21 protein-coding genes are annotated in these 22,800 nt (G+C 41.6%); 2 read left to right on the forward strand and 19 right to left on the reverse strand.

Going from position 1 to position 22,800, the window contains the following annotated elements; genetic code table 11:
- The first annotated feature begins 28 nt into the window (after positions 1-28).
- Complete coding sequence (locus tag D5281_RS16475) at positions 29-952, forward strand: LysR family transcriptional regulator (protein ID WP_160561201.1); 924 nt, start codon at positions 29-31, stop codon at positions 950-952.
- Positions 953-1,106: 154 nt separating this feature from the next.
- On the opposite strand, the gene D5281_RS16480 is transcribed toward D5281_RS16475, so the two are convergent.
- The 16 genes from D5281_RS16480 to D5281_RS16555 all read right to left on the reverse strand — a co-directional run bounded on the left by D5281_RS16480 (position 1,107) and on the right by D5281_RS16555 (position 18,446).
- Positions 1,107-3,449, reverse strand: a complete 2,343-nt coding sequence (locus D5281_RS16480; RefSeq protein WP_160561202.1) for an ABC transporter permease — start codon at positions 3,447-3,449, stop codon at positions 1,107-1,109.
- A 109-nt stretch (positions 3,450-3,558) separates the two neighbouring features.
- Entirely contained in the window at positions 3,559-4,317 is a 759-nt protein-coding gene (locus tag D5281_RS16485; protein WP_160561203.1) for an ABC transporter ATP-binding protein, read from the reverse strand.
- 88 nt (positions 4,318-4,405) lie between these two features.
- Positions 4,406-5,671: a HAMP domain-containing sensor histidine kinase gene (locus D5281_RS16490; RefSeq protein ID WP_160561204.1), complete on the reverse strand. Its 1,266-nt coding sequence runs from the start codon at positions 5,669-5,671 to the stop codon at positions 4,406-4,408.
- On the reverse strand, positions 5,671-6,354 hold the full coding sequence (locus tag D5281_RS16495) for a response regulator transcription factor (protein WP_330585100.1): 684 nt from the start codon (positions 6,352-6,354) through the stop codon (positions 5,671-5,673). Before D5281_RS16495 ends, D5281_RS16490 begins: the two co-directional genes overlap by 1 nt.
- 147 nt (positions 6,355-6,501) lie before the next feature.
- On the reverse strand, positions 6,502-6,942 hold the full coding sequence (locus tag D5281_RS16500; protein WP_160561205.1) for a hypothetical protein: 441 nt from the start codon (positions 6,940-6,942) through the stop codon (positions 6,502-6,504).
- A 185-nt stretch (positions 6,943-7,127) separates the two neighbouring features.
- Positions 7,128-7,313 carry a hypothetical protein gene (locus D5281_RS16505; RefSeq protein WP_330585101.1) on the reverse strand — a complete coding sequence of 62 codons (186 nt, stop codon included), beginning with the start codon at positions 7,311-7,313 and terminating at the stop codon, positions 7,128-7,130.
- A gap of 221 nt (positions 7,314-7,534) precedes the next feature.
- The gene (locus tag D5281_RS16510; RefSeq protein ID WP_160561206.1) at positions 7,535-9,025 is read right to left on the reverse strand and encodes an RNA-binding domain-containing protein; all 1,491 of its coding nucleotides are present in this window, start codon (positions 9,023-9,025) and stop codon (positions 7,535-7,537) included.
- Between the two features lie 23 nt (positions 9,026-9,048).
- Positions 9,049-9,351, reverse strand: coding sequence for a hypothetical protein (locus tag D5281_RS16515; RefSeq protein WP_160561207.1), 303 nt, complete (start codon positions 9,349-9,351; stop codon positions 9,049-9,051).
- A 161-nt stretch (positions 9,352-9,512) separates the two neighbouring features.
- Complete coding sequence (locus D5281_RS16520; RefSeq protein ID WP_160561208.1) at positions 9,513-11,720, reverse strand: DEAD/DEAH box helicase; 2,208 nt, start codon at positions 11,718-11,720, stop codon at positions 9,513-9,515.
- Positions 11,714-13,483, reverse strand: coding sequence for a site-specific DNA-methyltransferase (locus D5281_RS16525; protein ID WP_160561209.1), 1,770 nt, complete (start codon positions 13,481-13,483; stop codon positions 11,714-11,716). The genes D5281_RS16520 and D5281_RS16525 overlap by 7 nt, the downstream gene beginning before the upstream one ends.
- Before the next feature lie 18 nt (positions 13,484-13,501).
- Complete coding sequence (locus tag D5281_RS16530) at positions 13,502-13,711, reverse strand: hypothetical protein (protein WP_160561210.1); 210 nt, start codon at positions 13,709-13,711, stop codon at positions 13,502-13,504.
- Between the two features lie 54 nt (positions 13,712-13,765).
- On the reverse strand, positions 13,766-14,059 hold the full coding sequence (locus D5281_RS16535) for a PD-(D/E)XK nuclease family protein (protein ID WP_160561211.1): 294 nt from the start codon (positions 14,057-14,059) through the stop codon (positions 13,766-13,768).
- Positions 14,047-14,394: a UvrD-helicase domain-containing protein gene (locus D5281_RS16540; RefSeq protein ID WP_160561212.1), complete on the reverse strand. Its 348-nt coding sequence runs from the start codon at positions 14,392-14,394 to the stop codon at positions 14,047-14,049. The genes D5281_RS16535 and D5281_RS16540 overlap by 13 nt, the downstream gene beginning before the upstream one ends.
- Positions 14,395-14,442: 48 nt before the next feature.
- A complete protein-coding gene (locus tag D5281_RS16545; protein WP_408637287.1) occupies positions 14,443-16,140 on the reverse strand; it encodes a recombinase family protein in 1,698 nt (565 codons plus the stop codon).
- 39 nt (positions 16,141-16,179) lie between these two features.
- On the reverse strand, positions 16,180-18,075 hold the full coding sequence (locus D5281_RS16550; protein WP_160561214.1) for a recombinase family protein: 1,896 nt from the start codon (positions 18,073-18,075) through the stop codon (positions 16,180-16,182).
- 197 nt (positions 18,076-18,272) lie between these two features.
- A complete protein-coding gene (locus tag D5281_RS16555; RefSeq protein ID WP_160285096.1) occupies positions 18,273-18,446 on the reverse strand; it encodes a hypothetical protein in 174 nt (57 codons plus the stop codon).
- A 189-nt stretch (positions 18,447-18,635) separates the two neighbouring features.
- Between D5281_RS16555 and D5281_RS16560 the strand changes: the two genes are divergently transcribed.
- The gene (locus D5281_RS16560) at positions 18,636-19,382 is read left to right on the forward strand and encodes a type II toxin-antitoxin system PemK/MazF family toxin (RefSeq protein WP_160561215.1); all 747 of its coding nucleotides are present in this window, start codon (positions 18,636-18,638) and stop codon (positions 19,380-19,382) included.
- 182 nt (positions 19,383-19,564) lie between these two features.
- Here D5281_RS16560 and D5281_RS16565 read toward each other — a convergent pair whose 3' ends face one another.
- The 3 genes from D5281_RS16565 to D5281_RS16575 form a co-directional block, all read right to left on the reverse strand.
- Positions 19,565-20,965 carry a glucosaminidase domain-containing protein gene (locus D5281_RS16565; protein WP_160561218.1) on the reverse strand — a complete coding sequence of 467 codons (1,401 nt, stop codon included), beginning with the start codon at positions 20,963-20,965 and terminating at the stop codon, positions 19,565-19,567.
- Positions 20,965-21,393, reverse strand: coding sequence for a phage holin family protein (locus D5281_RS16570; RefSeq protein WP_004079817.1), 429 nt, complete (start codon positions 21,391-21,393; stop codon positions 20,965-20,967). Before D5281_RS16570 ends, D5281_RS16565 begins: the two co-directional genes overlap by 1 nt.
- A 90-nt stretch (positions 21,394-21,483) precedes the next feature.
- Entirely contained in the window at positions 21,484-22,713 is a 1,230-nt protein-coding gene (locus D5281_RS16575) for a hypothetical protein (RefSeq protein WP_277935418.1), read from the reverse strand.
- Positions 22,714-22,800: the final 87 nt, after the last annotated feature.

The following is a 22,800-nucleotide window of genomic DNA, read 5'->3' on the forward strand; positions in this document are numbered from 1 at the left end:
TAATATATATAAGGAATACAAAAAACATATGGATATAAACTTCGAATATTACAAATTCTTTTATTTTGTGGCAAAATACGGAAATATCACAAAAGCTGCTACCGCACTAGGCAGCAATCAGCCCAATGTAACACGAATCATGAAGCTATTGGAATCCCAGCTAAATTGCAGGCTTTTTATCCGGGAAGCAAGAGGAATCACTTTGACACAGCAGGGGGAACTTCTCTATTCCCATGTGGAAATTGCATACAGACACCTTCTGGATGCACAGGAGGAAATATGCAGGCTAAGCGCACAGGATTCCGGTACTGTGGAGATTGGTGCAACGGAAACCGCTCTGCATCTTTTTCTGTTAAATGCACTGCATGATTTTAAGCTGTCCCATCCGGCAATCAAAATTAAAATCCATAACCACACAACATTGGAAACCTTGAAGCATCTTATCAGCGGTAAGTTAGATTTTGCCGTGGTCACAACACCTTTTGAGGTACCTAAGGCATTTTCTCTTGTAAAGATACTGGATTTTGAAGAAATTCTGGTAGGCGGAAGTCAATATGCAGATTTGTGTCAAATTTCTTTAGAACTGAAGGATGCCAAAAAATATCCCTGGATTGGACTTGGCAGAGAGAGTACAACTTATCATTTTTATAAGAACTTTTTTATACAACAGGGAGTAGATTTGGACCTTGATATGGAGGTTGCAACCTCTGACCTTATGCTTCCGATGATTGAAAATAATCTGGGAATCGGCTTTGTGGCGAAAGAACTGGCCCTGCCATTGTTAAAGGAAAAGAAGCTGGTGCAAATACATCTAAATTGTGATACCCCGAAACGCGCCATACAGATTGTTTCGGATAAAGGACGCGGCAAAAGCCTTGCGGCGGATACCTTTTACAGATTTCTAAAAAGCACTTCCAGGCATGTCACCACAGACAGCAGCGGCATTCCATGAAGAATGCCCGCCTTTTAAGGTGTTAGCAAGGCATTCTTCCTATGATTCCTCTGCATTAGCGCATGCCTTAAATCTGCACGGAGAATTCCCGTATTTGATGCTTTCTCTTGCGTGAGAGCAATTTGCTTTAAAAGCCATAGAACTTATCTTTACGTTATTCGCCAAAGAGCAATGCCCGCGGAGCAATCTCCCTGATTTTCAAAGCCAGCAGGCAGACCGTCACAAAGGCAAATACTACAAGTCCTATACCTGCCGCCACAATAAAATCTATCGGAATCTTAAAGGTACATTTCACAATTCCAAGCCCCTGCAAAAACAGTGCAGTCAAGGGGTTAATAATAAAGCTGCAGCCAATCAGACCTATAAACGATGCAAGAATAATCGCAGGCATAAACGACATTGCCGTCTGCAAAATCAGCTGCCCTGTGGTAAAGCCAAGAGCCTTCATAATTCCATAGTCATGCTTTTTATTGTTAAGCATTGTGCGCACCAGCAGATACAGCACAAAAGCGATGATGATTGCGGAAAGCACCAGTATTGCAATCACGATAATCGTCATAAGAGAAACATACACGCCAGCTGCGCCTTCTATCGTCTCCACCACATTTATCGTTGTGTTTACACCACCCTCAAATTTCTCTTTCATTTCCAGATTGAACTCATCAATATCTGTTCCGTTTTCCAGATTGATATAATAGCTTGTATTCGCAAGACTTCCCAACCGTTCATAACCTGCCCTGGTAAACAAACAGTCTCTGCCAAGGTTATTGGTAATCTGCGTAAAACCACAAATCAGATACTTTTCCAGCTTTCCGTTTGCGGTGATCTCTATTTCATCCCCCACCTTAAATCCATGTTCCTTTGCATATTTAGCGGCGATTGCTATTTCGTTATCATACTTTGGAAATCTCCCTTCAAATACAACATTCGGATTATTTACCTTTGAAAAATCGTCACAAAGCGTTGCCATAAGCTCCGCACCATCCACATGGGAAACATTCAGCGAATGATACAAATACGCTTTTTCCACACGCTCATCCGCGTCCATTTCCTCTAAAAAATCCTCCTCCATCTCAACCTGTATATTGATGCAGCTATCCGCCGTCTCACCTACAATCAGATTTAAAAAGGGGGTCATATCCATAATCACATTTTCCGTCATAAGCCCTGAAAAAACTACCACAAGCGAAAGAACCAGCATTGTGATGCAAACGGTTACATTATACTTCATACCGGAAAGTGTTGTTTTAAGGGCAAGGGCAAAATGAAGCGGCACCTTTGTCTTTTCAAAAGGAACATAATTGCGCTTAAAATTATGGGTTTGAACGCCGCAGCGCAGTGCCGTAATCGGTTCTATTTTTTTGATTCTGCGTGATGCATACCATACAGCCACCGAAACCACACCACCCAATATACCAAGCGAGCTTACAAAAGGTATCGGCAAAAAATGTATTTCATAGGGAATTCCAGTCTGCGCAATCATCATTGTATTAACCGCCGGAAACAGGCAGTAGGAAAGCCCCGCACCGACCATTGCCACAAGCATAGTCAGCCCCAAAAATTGTAATAACAAAGCTCCAATCAGCTGCCCGGATGTATAGCCTGCGGCCTTGAGCGCACCGAGATTTTTCATATTGACCTGGATATAATTGATAATATTTGATATGATCACCACAAGTGCAATGAGAAGCACAAAGAACGCCATAGCGCTCATAATTCCCGAACAAATCATTTGTGAAATATAGCGTGACTGGGTCACAATATCATAGCAATTGCTCGTCATGATAATATCAGGATAACGCTCTGTAATCGTGCTTTTAAGCAGCGCTTCATAATTCAAATTCTCTGATTTATCCTTTAAACGCACTGAGCACAGAGCTGCCTGCGGTGCATATCCTGCCATTTCCAGCTCCGCATACTTATCCTCTGTCAAAATAAGCTCCGTCAAGGCACAGTTGTGGGAGCCCATCATTACACTATTAAAAAAGCCACATACGGTATACGTCACTTTGCTGCTGCCTATTGAAATCTCAATGGTCTCTCCCACCACAATATCATCCGATTTATAAAGCATAGGAAGGTATACCCCGCTTGCAAACGCACCCTCCTCCACTATTTCGGCCTTGCCAATTAAGCGCGTCAGAGCCTTTTCCTTTTCCAAAAAAACAAACCATCCGTTCATCCGTCCGCCATTATACGGGAAGCTGCCAGTCATATGCATACAATTGTCCAAACAGTACTGTGCAATGTGATTATCCTTTTCGAATGTCTGCAATAAAAATTCACGTTTTTCTTCTTCGTTTCCACTTATCGACAGTGTAACATGTTCAGCATTCAATTTATCATGGTATCTGTTAAAATTAGCCTTATAGTCCGTAGAAAGCATAAGCCAAAGATTTAACATCAATGCGGCAATTAAAATCAAAACAATGATAGCCGCTGTTTGTCCTTTCGATTTTCTCATATTAGAACGGGCAATCATAAAACTTTTTCTCATAAAATCCTCCATTCGTCTGTGTTACAAAGGCTCAAATCTGCACGGAGAATACCCGTGCTTTGAGCACTTTCTTGCGTGAGAATAGTCTGCTTCGTTTTACAGCATCTAATTACCATCCCATTCTTTGAAGAAATTCCGAAAGCTTTTCATGCCTTCCCGCATCTTTATGGGAATATCTTCCCAAATCACATTCTCCTAAAATCACACCATCCTTTAAATATAAAATACGATTGCCGCGCCGAGCAGAACGCATATCATGCGTTACCATAACCACACTCTGCCCCTGCTCATTAAACTTCGTAAGCGTATCTAAAACATCAAGTCCTGTCTTGGAATTGAGCGCTCCTGTAGGTTCGTCCGCAAATAAAATCTCAGGCGAATTGATAAGGGCACGGACAATGCCAACTCTCTGGGCCTCTCCTCCGGAAATCTGTGCAGGGAATTTAAGCTGTGTTTCCTCCCCTATGTCTACCGCTGCAAACAATTCCTTCGCACGCCGAATCAGCGCTCTTTTATCCCTGCTTACCAGCAATCCTGCTGAGAGTACATTATCCATAACGCTCATTCCGTCAATCAGATAAATCTGCTGGAATACAAACCCACAATGCTCCCTCCGAAATACCGCAAGTCCATCCTGGGACAAATCAGAAATCACCTTATTGCCAAAGGTAATCATGCCAAGAGTCGGTGTATCCATTCCGGAAAGCGCATATAAAAGGGTGGACTTTCCTGCACCACTTGCTCCCATAATAACAGTAAAATCCCCTTTGTAAAGCTGCAAATCAATGTTTTTCAGAACGTGCTGCATGAAACCACCGTTTGAAAAGGATTTGCTTAATTTCTCGGTCTTTAACAAAATTTCTTTCATCCTAATCCTCCATGCTGTTATTAATCTTTGCACGTTCCATTGTATGTTTTCAATTCTTAATTGTCTTTATGCAATTCTTAAATATCCCTTAAATCGCACTACTGAAAGCAATCCTCACAAGCACCCTAAGTCCCGCCTTCCCGTTTTCAATCACAAGCTCTCCTCTCATTTTTTTCATACAATAATCAGAAATATACAGCCCCAACCCTGCTCCTTCTATTTTTTGCGTATTGCTCCCCCGCTTAAATTTCTCTTTCAGCAGCGGCAATTCTCCCTGATTAACCCCTCCGCCATAATCTTCCATACAAACAGTCAGATACTTCTCCTCCATATATATCTTTACATCTATTTCCGTATTTGCGTATTTATAAGAATTAGCAAACAGATTATCAAATACCTGCTGCAAACGCAGTTTATCCGCCCACAAAAGACAGTCGGGAACCGCAGGCAGCTTGGCCCGATGCAGATAATCGGCATTCTCAAGCAAAGTCCGCAATTCTTCACTTTTCAAATCCGCTGATGTCACCGAAAGCTCTGAAAGCTCCTCTAACGCGGAAGAAAACAGATTTGTTACCAGTCCATTAATCTGGTCAGCTTTTTGGATGATCTGCTCATAATTTCCCTTATTCTTTTCATCCTCTGCCAATGCTGCGCCCACCTCCGCAGCCGCCTTGATACTTGCCACCGGTGTTTTGATATCATGTGAAAGCTTTGCCACCAATTCCTTTTTGTCTGCATTGGCTCTTGCCTCAGCAATCCTTGCCTTTTTTAACTCAGAGCGCATAAGATCAAAGCTCTCCGTAAATGCTCCGAATATATTTTGACGGTCCATTTTTAGCGGAATATCCAGATTTCCATCTGCAATGCGCTGAGCAAAGCTTCTCAGCTTACGAAAGGGCTTTACCACCGTACATTCCATATAAAGGAAAAAACCTGCACAAATACCACACTGTATAAGCATTACCACTATGACAATAAAAATAATCGTTTCCTTTTCCCGGCCAAAAATCAATGCATCATGATTGTATATAATGAGCTTTCCAACCATCCTGCCTTCTATTTCAATATCAAGTATCGTATCTTTATGGCGCACCGCAGTATTTATACTTTCGCTCAATCCCGGCTTTGTTTTGTATAAAATGCTCCCATTATCATCAAGCACAACATAATCAAAGGCTGTATGGTTATGATGATTTTCAAGAAAATTCCAATCACTTTCCACCGTTTGCAGCACCTCATTGACCGCCACCGTATCTTGAAGGTTATCCGGTCTATGCATTGCAAATAGAGCCAATGCCATAAGCTCCAACCCAAGGCTAACGAACAAACCAATGAAAAAGATTCTGTTTCTCATTAGTCTCCTCCTCTGAACATATACCCATCGCCCCAAACAGTAATAATATATTCGGGACTGCCTGGTTCGCGCTCAATCCCTTCCCGTATTTTACGAATATGTACATTCAGGGTACCGTCACTTGTAAATTTGTCCTCCCAGACCTTTTCAAACAACTCCTGCTTTGAAATCATCCTTCCTGCATTTTGTATCAAATAGGCCAACAGCTTAAATTCAAGTGACGTAAGCTTTGCGGGCATTCCATCAACCAAAACCTGTCTTGCGTTAAAATCTACCTCCAGACGCCCATCTGTATATTTTGATTTTGCACCTTCTTTTTTTCCGAAACGCTTCAGCACTACTTTCACCTTTGCCAGCAAAACACTTAAAGAGTACGGCTTTTGGATATAATCATCGCCGCCGATACTTAGGGCGATAATTTTATCATCATCACTTGTCCTCGCTGAAATAAACAAAATAGGAATTTCCGTGTTTTCCCGAAGCTCTTTACACAGCCCAAAACCACTTCCATCCCCTAAATTTATATCCAGCAAAAGCAGTTCTGCCGTATTTTCCTTCCAAAAATTCCGGCAGTCTGAAACGCTGTAGGCAACTGCAGTCTTTACACCAAAAAGGTTAAAATATTCCGCTGTGCTGTCTGCTAACAGCTTTTCATCATCTATAATCAAACAATCATATGTCACTCTTATCCTCCTGCATTCTATGTTTCAAGTGTCCTTTTCCTTGCAATCCCCTTTGAAAAGTACATTTCTCGGCATATTCAAAATCTGTTTTAAGATATCTTATCTTTGCCTTCTTTAAGAATTTGCATCATTTCCCTTCCAATCTTTTTAATGTCCACGTATATCCAGTTCTTCCAACAGAGAATTTCCGCTTCCCCATGAATATACAATGTAATAACCGTTATCCTTTATTTTTTCCGTAAATTGTAGTACTCCGTGATCAATCACCTCAATCGACTGCCCTTCCTGCGTTTTGACTATATATTCCCATTCATTACTTCTGTAATCTGAATAGTAAGCATCCAGTTCTTCCAAAGATAAATCACTTTGAATTAAAATTGCTCCGAAATACTGCATCCCATTTCCGTTACCCGTCAGCTTCCCTGCCTGTGACAACGACTCTATCAATTCCGTTTCCTCTTGCAGCGGAATTTCACATAATGCCATTTCCACTTTATAAGCAATGTGGTCATTTACAAATGGAATTGAAATAACTCCGCCTATCAACACAAATGCTGCCAATATTCCAACTAATTTTAACTTTTTCATTTATCCTTCCTATCCTCTGTTTCGATTTCTGTAGTATCAACCTTCATATTGATCTTCTTCTGCATCATATCTGCAAATTTCGGGCTACTTGCAAGTTTGCTTATGACTTCCAAAACAGCATTATCCAGCTTTTCTTCCTGTAACTGCTTATTAAGTGTGCAGGAATGCCCCCTGCAGCATCCTAATCAGATGTGCATCAAACATGGTATTTCTTCAATCTCCAGCTTTCCGCTGACCAGCTTATACCCATAAGGGGCAAAACCGCCATTCCACTTTCCTTCCCTTGCTTTCTGCTTCCGTCCTTCCATTGTCTGTACAAGGATATTCTCCCTCTCAATCTCTAAATCTACACTGTCGGTTCCCTTTCCCATCGTTCTGATGCCGGGTTATTTTACCCTTAGTAAGTCTTAGATTATAAATTCAAATCTTAAAACTTACATATAGCATACAGAATATGGGATAAGATTGTTAGGCATAAAGATATCTATTTGCACAAATCTTACGTATCTTTGTAGGTATTATGTTTTTTCGTTTGTAAATTTTTTTGATCAGTTAAAATCATATAAAAAGTTCAGCAACTTACACGAAAAATTTATTTAATAATCCAATGCCCATTCCTGCTTGAACCTTCATATACAAGCCGTTCTTCTTCCTTTAAATTTGCAAGTGCCCTCTTAATTGTACTCATAGAACACCCCAGCTTCTCCGCCATTTCTTTCCGGCTGATGAGACTATTTTCTTTTACCAGTTCAATAATCTTTTCACTAATTTTATTTTGGGGTTCATTTTGGGGTTCATTTTGGGGTTCATCTCTATTCAAGAAATCCGGATGGATTGGAATTTCCACAGTCACAGCCCGTCTGTCATCATCCGTAAAGAACCTTGCTTTGGGCGAACCATTATTCCGCAGTTCTTCCTGAATAGTTGGAATGCCTGTTGATTTTCCTTCAGATAAATCCAATTCTTTCAAAAATTCACCCAAACGTTTATTACGATAGTATCTGGAAGAAAAGCGCTCACCCTTTTCTATTACCCTTTGCGGAATAGAACGGTCTATGCCGGGAAAACTGATAATTCGGATTAACTCAGGCTCAATCTCAATCATAATTGACTGATAAGAAAGATAATCTCTGTGATAAAATGCATTTACAACTGCTTCTTCCAATGCCTGGTACGGATAATTAAATCTGCGTATTGCTTCCATTTGGTAATTTACTTTCGTAACCATCTCTTCAATTACCAAATCCTGCAATGTCTGCATAGTACGTTTAATCATCATTGGCACTGAACCCTTAATAACCGGAAACTCTTTGAAATTATTAGGATTTTTGATACTTCCATCTGGGAAACGCACAATTTCTACCTGTGTATAAGGGAAAAATTTATCCAAGTGTTCACAGAACATCATTAATGCCGCATTAGAAATATATTGCTGTTCTGGCGGTCCAACCAATAACTGCATATCATTTAAAACAGCCATCACTCCACGTTCTGTCACTTGTTTTGCCAGTTTGCTTTTTGTCTCATTAAGATGGTCTATCAGCAGTGCAACCGAAATATCATTCTCTGACGCGTCAAAATTTGGTCTGGCATCCAGCGGAGCATAATTAGTCATATTGATCAGTTCACGCTCCTGTTCCGGATTAGCATGCACAGAATTAGAAGCATAGCGGATATAGTAGTAATGCTTTTTCTCTTTTTTTGCGGTCACATGCTCTGATACTTTATATGGTCTCTGGATTCCGGTTGTTACCCACAATACTACAATCATCTTCGCATCTACTTCTTCTATAATTACTTTTGGAAAATATGCCGGAATAATGGTGTTATTGTAACCAAGAATCTCTTTTTGAATTTTATCAATCTCCTGTTCCTCCACTCCTTTTACCGGACGGACTGCTATACCGTTCTTTTCCTCCACACCAATGAGAATATATCCGCCGCCCACATTGTCAAAATCATTGGCAAAGGCACATACACTATGATAAATGTCATCAGGATTCCATCCTGCTTTAAATTCAATTCTGTCGGATTCTACACGATGCTTGTTTAATAAATCTTCAACACTGATTTCCAGTTCCATATATTTCCTACTCTTTTAAAACTTTAATTTTCAAACCTCATCTTTATTTGTGCAGGCTCTTTTAATGCTTTTTCCACCAAACACTCATCATCTAAATTTTTATAATGCTCCGCTTGTGCAACTTCCATTAATCCAATTTCAGAACCACCACGTTTTAATTCAACAATAAGAATTTGATCCGGTTTCATAATTCCTCCTGTTTCATTGTCAACCCTATCTGTGCAGATCACTCTCATAGATGATTTCTTTAAACAAACAATATCCGGACGTTTCCTTGGATTTGCAATTGCATTCTCGCCCATTGGAAGCGTAATATCAACATGCAATGCACCCGCATCCTATGCATTTATAACCAATTATGTCAATGCTATGTCAGGCGAAGACGTAATCATTCTATTATTTCTATATATAATCATCTTCAAATCTAATCTTCCCCATTTAATTAATCTCCCGCATTTCTAATCTATAATGCTGAACTATTATCTTCCTATCCAAATTCTTCCTCAATCGCAACCCAATGTTCATCTGACATATCATCAACGAACTCTGTATTATTAATATACAATTGCTCATCAATATCTCTGACAAATCCCCATTTAAGTCCATACTCCTCTGCATACCGCTTAAATGCTAAAAACTTATTTCCCATCTGCATATCAATATTTTTACTATGTCCTGACGCTTCTCCACCCTTAGTTTCAATCAGCCACGTCTCTCCATTCTCTTTCTGTACAATGTAATCCGGATAGAATAACCACTGCTTCTGCAAACCATCAATATAGACAATAGATAAATACTGCTGTCCAGCATCACCATTCTTATAAAACCATTTTACCCCGTCATTATTCTCACAATAACGTTCAAATAGTCGTTCCGGTAAAGATCGCGTCCTCGCTGTACAAAAAGCTGTCGTATATTTCCAATATGCGTACAAACGGAATATCTGTTCCCTTTTTACCTCACTATACTTATACATTTCCTGTTCCGGTATTACAAAACGATCTGTTTTTGGTCTCAATACAAATGACTGCTGCACATTCATTTGGCTGGTCACTTGCTTAAAATCCATCTTTAACCTGGCTGTATTATTGATAATAAAAGCATAAAAGGCATTGGTATCCAATGAAAGGAATTTATACTTTGTATTCTTCCCCTTTCGGAACATTCTTTCCATAACCGCCTTTACTTTCTGTGACTGCATTCCGGTAACCTTTTTAATCTCATCAATCGCATGTAACAGATAAATACCATGTGTATGAGTATTTATCTGAGTTTTCATCACAATTTGCCTATGTGCATCCTGCTTTGCCAATTCTTCCGTTATCCGAAATATTCCCTTAGGAACACGACTATCTGTCTCCTCTGCAAAGTTATATCCCGCTCCTTCAAGTTTTACTTTATTGTTTTCTTTATCACCATTCAGTAAATAAGTATTCTTGAAATAATCATAAACTCTTAACAACGTCTCCCTTTCGCCAAGTCCATCATAATCTAAATTTCGAAGCTCTTTCGTAAGCGAGAAACCCTTCACCTCATCTTTTAAAAATAATCTTCTTAATTGATAGGCTTTATCCATAGAGGACAACATACCTTCCTTATATTTGGTATCCAGCGTATACAAATAACAAAAGTCTAAAATATTTAGTCCATAATGCTTTTTCTCTGGCATACGTCTGATACGCCCTATCGTTTGAATCTGAAAATCCTCACTTCCGCCTTCGCGCAATTTTACGAGAATTTTTGCACGCGGACAATCCCATCCGGTAGATATTGCCTGCTTCATAAGCAAAAATGCAGGGGAACCATCTAAATCAGTTAAATCATCCGATATCATTTTTTTATCACTCATCCAAATGTTTACCATGCCATTATCATAAGTATATCCCATAGATGATAATTTTTCTTCAACTGCTTGTATTGTTTCCGGTTGCCCTGCTGGAAATTGTATTAATACCAATGGACGCACCTTTGATCCTATCATTTTATAATTCTCTACTATTTCTTTTCTCTTTTCATCAGCTAAATCTAACAGGTAGTCATAATCATTGGTAATTTGTTTTTCCTCATCCACTCCCTCATTGACATAAATTGCACGTGTAATCAGTCCCTCACTAATCACAGCATCTTCCGGAATTTCATAATATTCCTGATGATTTACTTTATTTGCTGTTGCAGATACACGAATAATGTTTTTTGCAGAAAAAGCGTTGATAATATCATTTGCTTTACTGGTATTGTTCGCATGCTCTTCATCAATAATAACCACGAATTCCAATCCAGACTTATGTGCGTCTGCAATTCGATCAAACAGATTCTGCCTTTCTCCATCCTTTAAAGCATTATTTCCCTTTTTAGTAACCAATTCCCAATTAATAAAAGTAATACTTCCGGCAGAAAAACCTGTCAAAAGTGAATACAACAAATTTCTTATATCTCTTTCCGGCGTCACATTCTCCATCTGTTCTTTACTTTGTTCTTCCAGATTTCCCTTGCCCGGACAAAGCCAAATAAACGCGACATTTCCATATGTATTATTTAAATACTCATCAATATATTTTATCAGAATAATTGTTTTTCCTGCACCTGTAGGAGCTTTTATTGTAATGACTTGCTTACTATCGCCTGCGACTGTTTTTTGGATTAAAAAATCCACACATTCATTTTGGAATTCCAAGTCTTTTATCCCTTCTACCATAACTCCCCCGCCTCTCTTAATTCAGAATTAAAATAACAATCCGGTATAGTATGTATATCTACTGCTCCAAACAACGTCTCTTGTGTTGCTGTCAACAGCACATTTTGAGAAACATATATTGCTTTTATATCTGAATATTCATCCCAATGGTTTTCTAACTCATCTGCTTCTTCATCACTCATAAGTATCACATACTGACGATTATCAATTTTGATTCCATGTTCTAACTGTATCATTTCGGCTGTATGCCCTAATAATGCATCTGCAAGGAATTCCTCTTCTTTTGATACAAAATCAGTTCGATAATATTTTAGATTAGCAGGAATTCCTTCTGAATACTCTGTGCCATCTTTTCTCTTTCCTGTAATCACTGTCTTTATACGCTGATATGTAACATCCTCACAAATATTGTTTTCATTATTTGTACATAAAATAAACTTGCGATTACCTCCATCTTGTTTATTTAGTTCTAGTACTGCTTGTGCAGTTGTACCTGAGCCTGCAAAGAAGTCAAGTATAACAGATTCTTTCTTTTGATATGTATATGCATCTATCAATGCACTAATAAGCGTAGTGGGTTTAGGATAAGCAAAAAGACTTTTTCTGTCAAAAATATTTTCAAGCACCATTCCGCCATCACTTTTAAGACTTATAATTGAACGTAAAAGCATTCTATCTACATCTTCTAAATAATTTATAGAACTAGGCTGCATATCATCTTTCTGCGAGAACCATATCTTACCGCAAATAATGCTTCCATCTGACAAAATTTGAGGAGCGTTATAATCAACTTCATCATAAAAAGTACTCTCGCTCCAACGCCACCCCCTATCTGGAACTTTTACAGGTTTTCCTGTAATAGGATGTAATACATCATATCTCGGACCAAATGTATTTCCATTAGGCCAGCTCATATTTATTTTGCCAAAAATGCGATAATTATTGTCTATATTGTTATACAGTGTTATGGCTCTTGGATAATCTTTCACTTTATATAATTTTCTTAACGCTTGTTCTGCTTCAACTATCGTAAAATTATTTTCTTTTGCATGTATCATAAGTTGTTTAATATCATCTATTCCATCTTTAGGTGACATCAATTTATATTTATAATTATAATCATTAACATACGTCAAAATATATTCATGAATATTTCCTATCCCTTTATCGTTTTTAGGGACACGTTTATTCCATACAATATTTTCAACAAAACACTGCTCTCCAAAAATTTCATCGCAAATAAGTTTAAGCTGTGCATATTCACTTTCATCAATGCTAATAAAAATAATTCCTTCATCGGCCAAAAGTTTTCTTGCCAGTTGTAACCTCTCATACATAAAAGATACCCATTTACTATGACGAAAAGAATCATTTCCATCAACCAGCTGATCAGAATAAGTGAATCCATCTTTTAAAGTATTGTAAGGTGGATCAATATAAATTACATCCACCTTTCCCTTATGTGTTTTTTCCAACAAATGCAGGCTATGTAAATTATCCCCCTCCAACAAAAAATTATAATTTTCTTCCGGTACTTCTGCTATTTCACGCTCTGCCACTTCTACAAAAACAGGAATATTATCCCGCATCATGACATCGACATTTTCTTCATGTTCTTCCCATACCAAACCATAACGTTTTGATACCAGTTCTTTCTCAATCTGATTAATTGCAATCAATGATTCATCATCTCTATGCTGTTCTTTCAATGTCTCTAAAAACTGTATCATTTTATCACGATGTATCTTTGACAAGTTTGCCATTTTATGGTCTCTCCTCTTCTATACTTCAAACTCTCTTTTTTCTTTTCTGCTTAAGTATAAATAATTCAAATAACACTTCTGGCATCTTTCTTTAGAACATTTTCGGGGCAAATCATTGTTACGAATATTTGCTGCCGCAGTCCGAATTTCACGACTCACATCATCCAATAACCCTTCCGTCACCCGTTGCCGCTCACTTTCTGAATTGTCCAGATTATATATTTCCAAATAATCCGCATTCTCTCCCGTTAGTTTCTGATACCCCAATGCATATATTTTTAATTACTCTGCATTAATACATTCTGTTACATCCGTAATGACAGTTTTGAAATCAACAATATACGTTTTTTCATCATAAGATATTTCACATCGTTTTACCAAATCTATTCTACCATTTACTTTTATTCCATCTCCCATATCCAGTTCGATATCAGCCTCTGCCATTGTAATTTTATCAAAATCATCCTGATTTTTTGCCACATACTCTGAAATAGTTTTCTTTGCACCCTCAAGCATGTTTGCTTCCAATTTGGGTTTTGCATATGGAAGATAAAAACTTGCATCTACAATATCCATGCAATATTAATAATTGCCTCCGAACTACGGTAGTCAGTATCTAATGCAATATATTTCTTTATTTCATACCTTTCTTTAAATGTTATAATATTTTCCGGAACACTCCCACGAAACTGATAAATAGTCTGATCGTCATCTCCCACAATACACAAATTACAACCGCCCCGTTTCAAAAAATGAATTAATCTCTCTTGAATCGGATTTGTATCTTGATATTCATCAACAGTTAAGTATTTTATTTTACTTGTAACTAAATTGGCAAACTCCTTATTATTCTCTAATTGATTCAACATTTCCTGCATAATAAGCGAATAGTCAAAATAATTTTTCTGCATAAAATAGTAACTTGGTTATCGTGCATTAATTTTATAAAATCATAACAATCATTTAAAAATATCAATTTCCACCTTAATATGTTGTGTCGATTTTAGTTTGGATAATAAAACGCACGTTTCGACTGTATTTTCATTGAGCAACCGAATTTCCTTACCAACCTCACCATCATAATACACTGGAAAGTTAAAGTTTATCTGCTTCAGCATGCGTCCATTATCCAACTTTTCCGGATAAATTTCAACGCTTTCTATAAAGTCTCTCAAAAATTCCTTCTTTTCAAGGTCCGTCAGCCGGTAATACAGCCTGTCAAAATTCGCCAGGATTTTGTAAAGCTGCTTTGCCGTAATCTGCTTCTCATAGGCTCCGTTTATCTGGCTATCAATATCTGCGATCGTATCCTCCAGTTCAGATGCCTTATCATACAGATAATCCAGCCTGTCCTGCATGTCTTGATACTTGCGGTCATAATGTTTATCGGACACATCCAGCTTATCCAGCATATCCGTCAGCTTCGTCTTCGCCCCAATCACCTGCCGCAAATGTTTCTTAAGCTGTTCCCGCTCAGTCTCCAGTGTGCTCACATCCACCCTCTCCGACATCTTCCGCAGGACAAATTCTTTCCACTGTTCATTCGCCGCCATATCCAGGATGACATTCTCCACTTCCCGGTTAAACTCATTCTGGTTAATGGCCGGCTTGAAATCGCAAAAATGTTCCTCATCAATTTTCTTCCTGTGCTGACACCGGTAATAAAAATCATCCTTATATTCTCCGGTCTTCTTATTCTTCCGTCGCCGGACAGTCCCGGCAAGCCCCTTCCCACAGACCGGACAGATGAGCAGTCCCGACAGAAGATGTTCATGCTCCAGACTGTGCGTCTTATTCCACTTGACACCCGTTTCCTTCCGTCTCTCCTGTGCCGCCGCCCACAGTTCTTCATCAATAATCGCCTCATGCTTTCCGTCCGTAACCATATAATCCTCCACCTGAACCCGGTGGTATTCATCCCTGGTCCCTTTCACCCGTTCCGTAGTGCTTTTTCCATAAGTGATCTTCCCGATATATACCGGATTGTCCAACACCCGCATGATAAGCCCCCGCGCAAAATAATTCAGCTCAAACTCCCGGTTCTTCTGCTTGGCGTATCCCCTCTGGTTCAGGTAACTGCAGATGGAATCCGCTCCCATACCGTCGTGGACAAACTTCTCATAGATAATCTTTACAACCTCCGCTTCCTCAGGCTCCACCACCAGGGTGCTTGTTTTGGAATCCAACCTGTATCCAAACGGAGCCAGCCCGCCGTTCCATTTCCCTTCCCTCGCCTTCTGTTTCCTGCCCTCCATCGTCTGCACCAGAATATTCTCCCGCTCAATCTCCGCCACCGCGGCCAGGACGGTTATAGTCAGCTTTCCGGAATCCTTTGACGAATCAATACCGTCCTCCACGCAGATCAGGTTCACGCCGAAATCCTGTATGTACTGCAGGGAATTCAGCACATCCGCCGCATTCCTCCCAAACCTTGACAATTTGAACACCAGTATATAATCCACCCCGTCTCTGCCATCCGCAATGTCCCGGAGCATCTGGGAGAATTCCGGGCGTCCGGTGATGTTCTTCCCTGATTTCCCGGCATCACAGTATTCCCGGACAATATCCATCTTCTGAAATTCCGCAAATTTTGTCAGCCGGTCCTTCTGGGCTTCCAGGCTGTACCCGTCCACCTGCATCGCCGTGGAAACCCTCATGTAGATATAACACTTCTTCCTCTTCAACGCGAATCCCTCCTACTCTTTCATCTCCACATCCGCATCCAGCATCTTATAGTGCTTCAGCGCATCCATGATGAATTCTTCCTTATCTTTCGGGCAGATCGGAACCCTCGCGTCCGTTTTCTTTGACACATTGTAGTTCTTCCCCAAATCCAGCCCATATTTTCTCTTCACCTGGGCAATATATAAAGAAGAAACCTTTGCACCGAACTTCTCTAAAACATATTTGCGGATCTGTACATATGTCGCTTTTGCCTCCGATGCCGTCAGCTCCATATCCCCGCAATCCAGAGTGAACATTACCTGATCGTCCGGTGCTTTATCCTCTGTCACCTCTTCCTCCCCATAAAACACAGGGAACCGGAAAGCAATGCTTTTTATAATCTTCCCATCCGGATGCTCCGGGTAGACATCAATTCTCTCAATAAAGAGCCGGTACATCTTCCGCCGCTCCTCACAGGACATATGCCCGTATAACTTTCCCATGTGTCCCAGAAGCCCCGCAATCCTGTCCGCCGTCTGGATGCCCTGCTTTACCGCAGAGAGTTTTTTCATCTTCCCTTCCATTTCATCCTCTGCCTTCTCAATGCGGTCATACACCCGGTCAATCTCTCCCTGGATCTTTTCATAATCTCTATCATAATCATCATCCAGAAAATCCAGATTATCCAGGTCTTCTCCCAGTTTTCTCTTTTTCATCTCCTCTGACCGTATCGTCTTCCTCAGTTTTTTCAGTTTTGCCTCCAGCCTGTCCGCCGCATCCGTATTTCCCAGATGGTGCAGCACTCTCTCCCGAAATACGGGAATCATCGTCAAGCCGCTCACTATCTCAAAAACTGCGCCGTCTACTTTCTCCTGATTATAGGTATGGTTAAAATCACATACCCGGCCATTGCATTTCCTGTTATTGTTACAGCCATAATAGTAAAGAGTTTTGTAATATCCGCCATGATTATGGTTGATGCTCTTATTCTTCTTTGCGATCATCCCGCTGCCGCACTTCGGGCACTTGACCAGCCCTGACAAAAGACTGATCCTCTCCGGGTCTTCTGCTTTTTTGCTTCGCCCCTTATGCTTCTCCCTCTTCATCCTCACCAAATCCCACTGCTTTGGCGTGACAAGCGGCTCATGATTCCCGTCCACGGCAATCATGTCCTTTTTCTTCCGGTTCCCTGCTTTGTCATTGATTCGGCGGTTATAAAGAATTTTACCGCAATAGACCGGATTATCCAAAATCGTCTTTACCATGTCAAAAGTGAATGGCCGCTGCTCATTTCTGACAGTTTTCTTATAACCATGCCCATTCAGGTAATTGACCACCGAATTGACCATCATACCATCCTGTACATAAAGATTGTATATCAGCTTTACAATCTCCGCCTCACCCGGCTCAATGACCAGCTTCTTATTGATGTTCCTATACCCGTATGGAATCGGACCGCCCGGCCATCCGCCTTCGCCCAGCTTCTGCATCTTTCCCGAAAGAAACTGCACTGTGATATTTTCCTTCTCAATCTCCGCCACACCCGACAGAATTGCCATGGTAAGCCGCCCTCCCTGCGTGGAACTGTCAATGGCATCCTCCACGCATACCAGGTCAACCCCGTAATCCGTGAGCAGCTGCATGGATTTCAGCACATCCGCCGCATTCCTTCCAAACCTTGACAGCTTGAACACCAGGACAAAAGAAATCCCGTCTTCCTCACTTACAATGTCATCCAGCATCTGCTGGAATGCAGGCCTGCCCTTGATGCTCTTACTGGATTTCCCCGCATCGCAGTATTCCCCGGCTATTTCCAGTTCCCTGCAGGCCGCATACCCCCTCAGTTTTTCCGCCTGTGCCTCCAGGCTGTACCCCTCAATCTGAGCAGCCGTGGAAACCCTTGTGTAAAGATAACATTTCTTCTTCATTTTCGGTTGCTCACTTTCTGTTCGTCTATCTGTTACAAGAACTACTATATCGGAAAATTTTTCTTTTGTCAGCGCCCCAAAATAACTTTTTTCAGCAACTGCCTGAAAACTCCGGCAGAGACAGAAACACATCCCTTTTTTGCATGCTGTGACATAGAAAATATGCCGATTATCTCAAATATAACCGGCAGCTTTCATCATTGTTCCCTATTCTCTTTTTCCTCTGACTCCCCGGCTTCCATTTCCGCCAACACCTCCCGCCCATATTTTTCTATCATGCGGGCTAAAAATTCCGCACAACGCTCCATCTTCAACATCACACTTCGATCGGGTGATTCAGCATTCGGTTTTATACACTTCTGTTCATTCATCCAAATATCCCCCAGTTTTCTTTCTGGAGGTCTATGTACCTTGGAGCTGGTTTTTCCGATTTCTTATATAGCTTTTTCAAAAACTTAATTCTTTCTAATTCTTCTGACATATCTCGACAGAAACACTTGCTATTTTCGCATCCGCTTTTTATAATGAAAAAAGATACCATGAAACAAAGGGGGAATTGCATGAGAGTTGATTATAGAAAACTTGGGCAGATTGCCTTAAATCCAGCCTATCGAAACCAGCCGGCAAAGGACACAAGTGATGTTCTCGCCAATTATCTGTATCTGATGTCAAACCTTAATGCAGATGTAGATGCCTGGTCTGCCTCTGAAATGGCAATGATCACAAACAGCTTAAACAGATGGCAGGACAAAAAGACACATGTGTACAGCCAGAATGTTTCTGTCGGAGATATCCTGATGGTCGATTTCGGATTACGCTATGCTCCGGAACTGTCATACGGCCATCCGGCTCTTGTCTTGGAAACCTGGAATAATCTCATGTTTGTCATCCCTGCTACAAGTTCATCCTCCAAACTGGCGCAATCATATCACCCAACAGATAATCCGAGTGGAAAATGGTATTACCGGAAAGTTGGCGCTTCAGACGGTTTCGCCCATGACTGTGTGCTCATAATCAATAACGCAAAAACCATATCCAAAACTTCCATCCTCTCACCTATGGGAAAACTGACCTGCAACCTGCAGGACGAAACACAACTGTTCCGTGAAGTAAAAAACACCCTTTTGGAACATCTGTTTCATAGAGAATGGGCAGCAAACCAAAATCTTATTCATGCATATGATAAATTACAAACCGATTTTAATACCTTGAAAAATGCCAAAGACGCAGCGGAAGCTAAAATTCATGAGTTAGAACAGCAGATAAAAAATTTACAGCCAAAATCCATTGACAATCAATCGAAATAATTGTAGAATTTATTTAACAGAAAATGATTAAAATATTACGTCTGAGGACATAATATAGATTGTACGCCGAAGGGCACGGGCACCTATTATGGTGTCCTTTTTTTTTAGATTTTACAGTAAAAATGACGGCACAGCACGCCCAAACCAGATGCGCCATGCCGCCCCATATTCCCCCTATGCTCTTACACCCGCTCGCAGAATGACAATGCAATCCATCCAGCTCCGGATTTCAGCCTGCCCCAGCCCATCTCCGAGCCTTTGCCCTGCCTGACTTCCACCACGGTAAATACTCCAACCCCGGTATGCCGCCCTGTCTTCCCCGTGTTAGTCCCTGCACCTTTTCTGATATTCAGATCCGGAATGCTCACCTTCACCAGAAACGGACAATCTCCATTTGCCATCCCACCGCCATCTGCCACAGAAACTGCATCCTTCACATCCCATTTCGTTAATTCCCATCGCTCAATAATGGTGCACAGCTTCTCCACATAATCCGGGCTTGTGGCATATCCGCCATCCTTGATGATCTGCACCGCTTTTTGGTAATCCGTACATCCCTTCAGCCCCTCATACCGCAGCTTCTTCCCATCCACAGCACCCAGCAAATATGCCGAATGGTCCGCAATGGAATCTTCCACACACGAATACTTTCTAAAGTCGGCCGTCACCGTCACATACTTCCCATCCACATATTCCTGTTTCTGTTTCCCATAAACAGAAACACCATCCCAGGCAGAACCACCCCATGTATTCCCTGACAGGTTCTTCTTCATCCCGAATACATTGTTGGCATTCTGCGCCAGTTCTGATTTTCCGTATCCGGATTCCAAAATAAACTGCGCCAAAGATACAGATGCCAGAATACCGCCTTCCCTCTGGTCTACCGAAAACAAAGTACCCACCTTTGCAATCACATCTGCGTCAGATAGATTTTTCAGTTCCGCCGTCTGCATCCTTTTACTATCGGCATCACTGGCAGAACTGCTTTCAGCCACAGAGCCACCCAGAGCCGCCTTCACATTCTTCCGGAACCCATCCATCGAGTAGGGCAATCCCAGCTGCCTCCACAAATGCTCCGAATCCCCATGATTGGATGCAATTCCTCTCTTATGTCCTTCTGCGTGGGAAACAATCACGCCGTCTGCAAGCGGATCAAGCCCGAACTTCCCACACAGCATAGCAAACAGTTCCACCGCCGCATCATAAGACCTTTTGGCACAAGCCCTCGCCTCTTCCAGCTTTCCGTCAGCCACCTTGAATGTTGCTCCACCTGTATATGTAGTACAAGCCGACTCACACATCTCCACTCCGATATGCGTATCATTCCCGCTCCCATTTTTTCCTGAACCGCAATGCCATCCCCGATGGTTCCACGGCAAGGTCTGGTAAATCGTACCGTCCAGTGCGTCAATGAACCCATGCACGCAGGCTCTTGTATAATCCACCCTGTTCCATGAATTGATAAAGGCTGACGCCCTCGGCTGGGGACACCCCACCGAATGTAACATCAGCCCTTTTACCGCAATCTTTTTCCCCACCGTATAGCAAGGATTCTTCGTCATGATACTCTCAACCAGCTTCATCAAGCATCACCATCCTCTCCGGCATCATCATCCGACCTGTCATGTAGCTGCTCCAGCACCTTCTTCATCTTCTCCGGCACCGGCAGCCCCAGATGAGCCGCATTCTCCAAAAGGCTCACACCTTCATTGGAAATGTAAAAGAAAACCACCGCCGTCCGGAGCACGCTCCCCGTTCCGATCACATTCACATCAAGGATATTCGCAATCCCCATAAGCAGGAAAATAAGTATCTTCTTCGCAATCCCCTTAAACCCAACCTCAGAATTCAGTTTTCTATCGGCGATCCCGCACATCACGCCCGTAATGTAATCAATCACCACGAACGCCACCAGGGCATAAAGCAATCCGTCACACCCGCCCAGAAAATACCCAAGCCATCCGCCTACTGCCGCAAAAACCATCTGCACCACATTCCAAAATTCTTTCATAATCCTTATCCTCACTTTCTTAAAAATTTGCATATTAAAAGGAGCCCTGGCCAAAGCCCCCAAGCTGCCAAAGCAAAGACCAACAATCCCTTACTCTGAAACCTCTCCCTCTTCCGTCAGCTCATAAGTGATCTTCATCGTCTTATCCGTATTCTTCACCACCGCCGTACTCAGGTTGTTGATGCTCGCCAGATACGGCGTAACAAGGTAAGCCAGCCGATAATCCGAACCGTAATTCCCGCCCCAGAAGAACACGAATTCCTTATACTGGAACAGCGGCGTGGCAATATAATTGAACTTGTAATTGCCTGCGGTCTGCGCCACGGTATCATCCGGCTTCACCATATAGTCATAGGCAATAATCAGGTCATTCACCATCGCAAGATAATTCGTACAGGTACCAGTGCTACTTCCCAGCGGTCTGTTCATCGAAGTAAACCCCAACGGAATCAATGTTACATCCGCTACATTATTCAAGTTTATCTTGTAAATCCCTTCATCATTGTAAGCCTCGATATACAGATACCCGTTTCTGATAACGCCCCTTATCGACCTCTGCACATAAGTATCCACCTTGAACGAGCCTACCGTCTTCATCTGCACATTGGAAAGCGTCCACACGCCCTCCATCATGCTGTAATCGCTCTTCTTAATCTTGATCCAGTACACCATCGCATTCCCGGAAGAATTCGCCTGATTAGAAAAGCCGTACCAATAGCCGTCATGGCCGTCAAGAAAATCCCCATATGGCGTATAACTCCCCAGAAAATGGAACGTATTGCAATAGATGACCTCTTCCTCAAGCAATGTGGCCGTTGTGTCATCCAGCCTCTCATTCAACCCGATTGTAAACACTGGCAATCTCTTTTTCTTTAAAATCACCGACTGGTCCTGATAGGTCAGGCTGTACATCAGGCCATGCTCAAAATCCACCTCCACCACACTGTACAGCTCCGCCAGCTCATCCTCACTCTGGCTTTCAAGCCTCGTTTCCATCAGCTGCAAAAAAGCCGTATTAGACGCTTCCCCGCTCCCGTATGCATTCTTTCCTCCCTTTGCGCTCGTCAATGCCACTGCCGCGATCGTGCCGTTCCCCTGGCTCGGCGTGAACTCCCAGACAAACCTGTACCCGTTATCCAAAGCCTTGCTCTCCGTCAGGTTCAGGCTCCCCCTCGCCACATTCGCCGTTGCATTCACATCATTGCTCGCATAAGCCACAGGCAGCCTGTCTGTTGACGGGTAAATATTATCTGCATCCTCCGTCAGCGCATCCGAATAAAGCAGGATGCCTCCTATCATGTTCGGGCATATCGGCAGCATCTCGCTGTTCCATTGCTGTTAATAACTTCATGAGCTGTCACAGATTCAATCTTATCCGCTGTCACAAATCTGCTCATTTTCCTGTCA

The organism is Parablautia muri, from assembly GCF_009917485.1.
GTDB classification, from domain to species: Bacteria; Bacillota; Clostridia; order Lachnospirales; family Lachnospiraceae; genus Suilimivivens; species Suilimivivens muri.

Coding starts and splice junctions, on each gene's coding strand:
- D5281_RS16505 (WP_330585101.1), bottom strand. CDS start 7,313: ATGGGAAAGGGAACCGACAGTGTAGATTTAGAGATTGAGAGGGAGAAT.
- D5281_RS16550 (WP_160561214.1), bottom strand. CDS start 18,075: ATGAAGAAGAAATGTTATCTTTACACAAGGGTTTCCACGGCTGCTCAG.
- D5281_RS16540 (WP_160561212.1), bottom strand. CDS start 14,394: ATGCAGAAAAATTATTTTGACTATTCGCTTATTATGCAGGAAATGTTG.
- D5281_RS16560 (WP_160561215.1), top strand. CDS start 18,636: ATGAGAGTTGATTATAGAAAACTTGGGCAGATTGCCTTAAATCCAGCC.
- D5281_RS16500 (WP_160561205.1), bottom strand. CDS start 6,942: ATGAAAAAGTTAAAATTAGTTGGAATATTGGCAGCATTTGTGTTGATA.
- D5281_RS16570 (WP_004079817.1), bottom strand. CDS start 21,393: ATGAAAGAATTTTGGAATGTGGTGCAGATGGTTTTTGCGGCAGTAGGC.
- D5281_RS16510 (WP_160561206.1), bottom strand. CDS start 9,025: ATGGAACTGGAAATCAGTGTTGAAGATTTATTAAACAAGCATCGTGTA.
- D5281_RS16475 (WP_160561201.1), top strand. CDS start 29: ATGGATATAAACTTCGAATATTACAAATTCTTTTATTTTGTGGCAAAA.
- D5281_RS16565 (WP_160561218.1), bottom strand. CDS start 20,965: ATGAAGCTGGTTGAGAGTATCATGACGAAGAATCCTTGCTATACGGTG.
- D5281_RS16480 (WP_160561202.1), bottom strand. CDS start 3,449: ATGAGAAAAAGTTTTATGATTGCCCGTTCTAATATGAGAAAATCGAAA.
- D5281_RS16555 (WP_160285096.1), bottom strand. CDS start 18,446: ATGAATGAACAGAAGTGTATAAAACCGAATGCTGAATCACCCGATCGA.
- D5281_RS16535 (WP_160561211.1), bottom strand. CDS start 14,059: ATGGATATTGTAGATGCAAGTTTTTATCTTCCATATGCAAAACCCAAA.
- D5281_RS16520 (WP_160561208.1), bottom strand. CDS start 11,720: ATGGTAGAAGGGATAAAAGACTTGGAATTCCAAAATGAATGTGTGGAT.
- D5281_RS16525 (WP_160561209.1), bottom strand. CDS start 13,483: ATGGCAAACTTGTCAAAGATACATCGTGATAAAATGATACAGTTTTTA.
- D5281_RS16575 (WP_277935418.1), bottom strand. CDS start 22,713: ATGCTGCCGATATGCCCGAACATGATAGGAGGCATCCTGCTTTATTCG.
- D5281_RS16545 (WP_408637287.1), bottom strand. CDS start 16,140: ATGAGGGTTTCCACGGCGATGCAGGTGGACGGGTACAGCCTGGAAGCC.
- D5281_RS16485 (WP_160561203.1), bottom strand. CDS start 4,317: ATGAAAGAAATTTTGTTAAAGACCGAGAAATTAAGCAAATCCTTTTCA.
- D5281_RS16490 (WP_160561204.1), bottom strand. CDS start 5,671: ATGAGAAACAGAATCTTTTTCATTGGTTTGTTCGTTAGCCTTGGGTTG.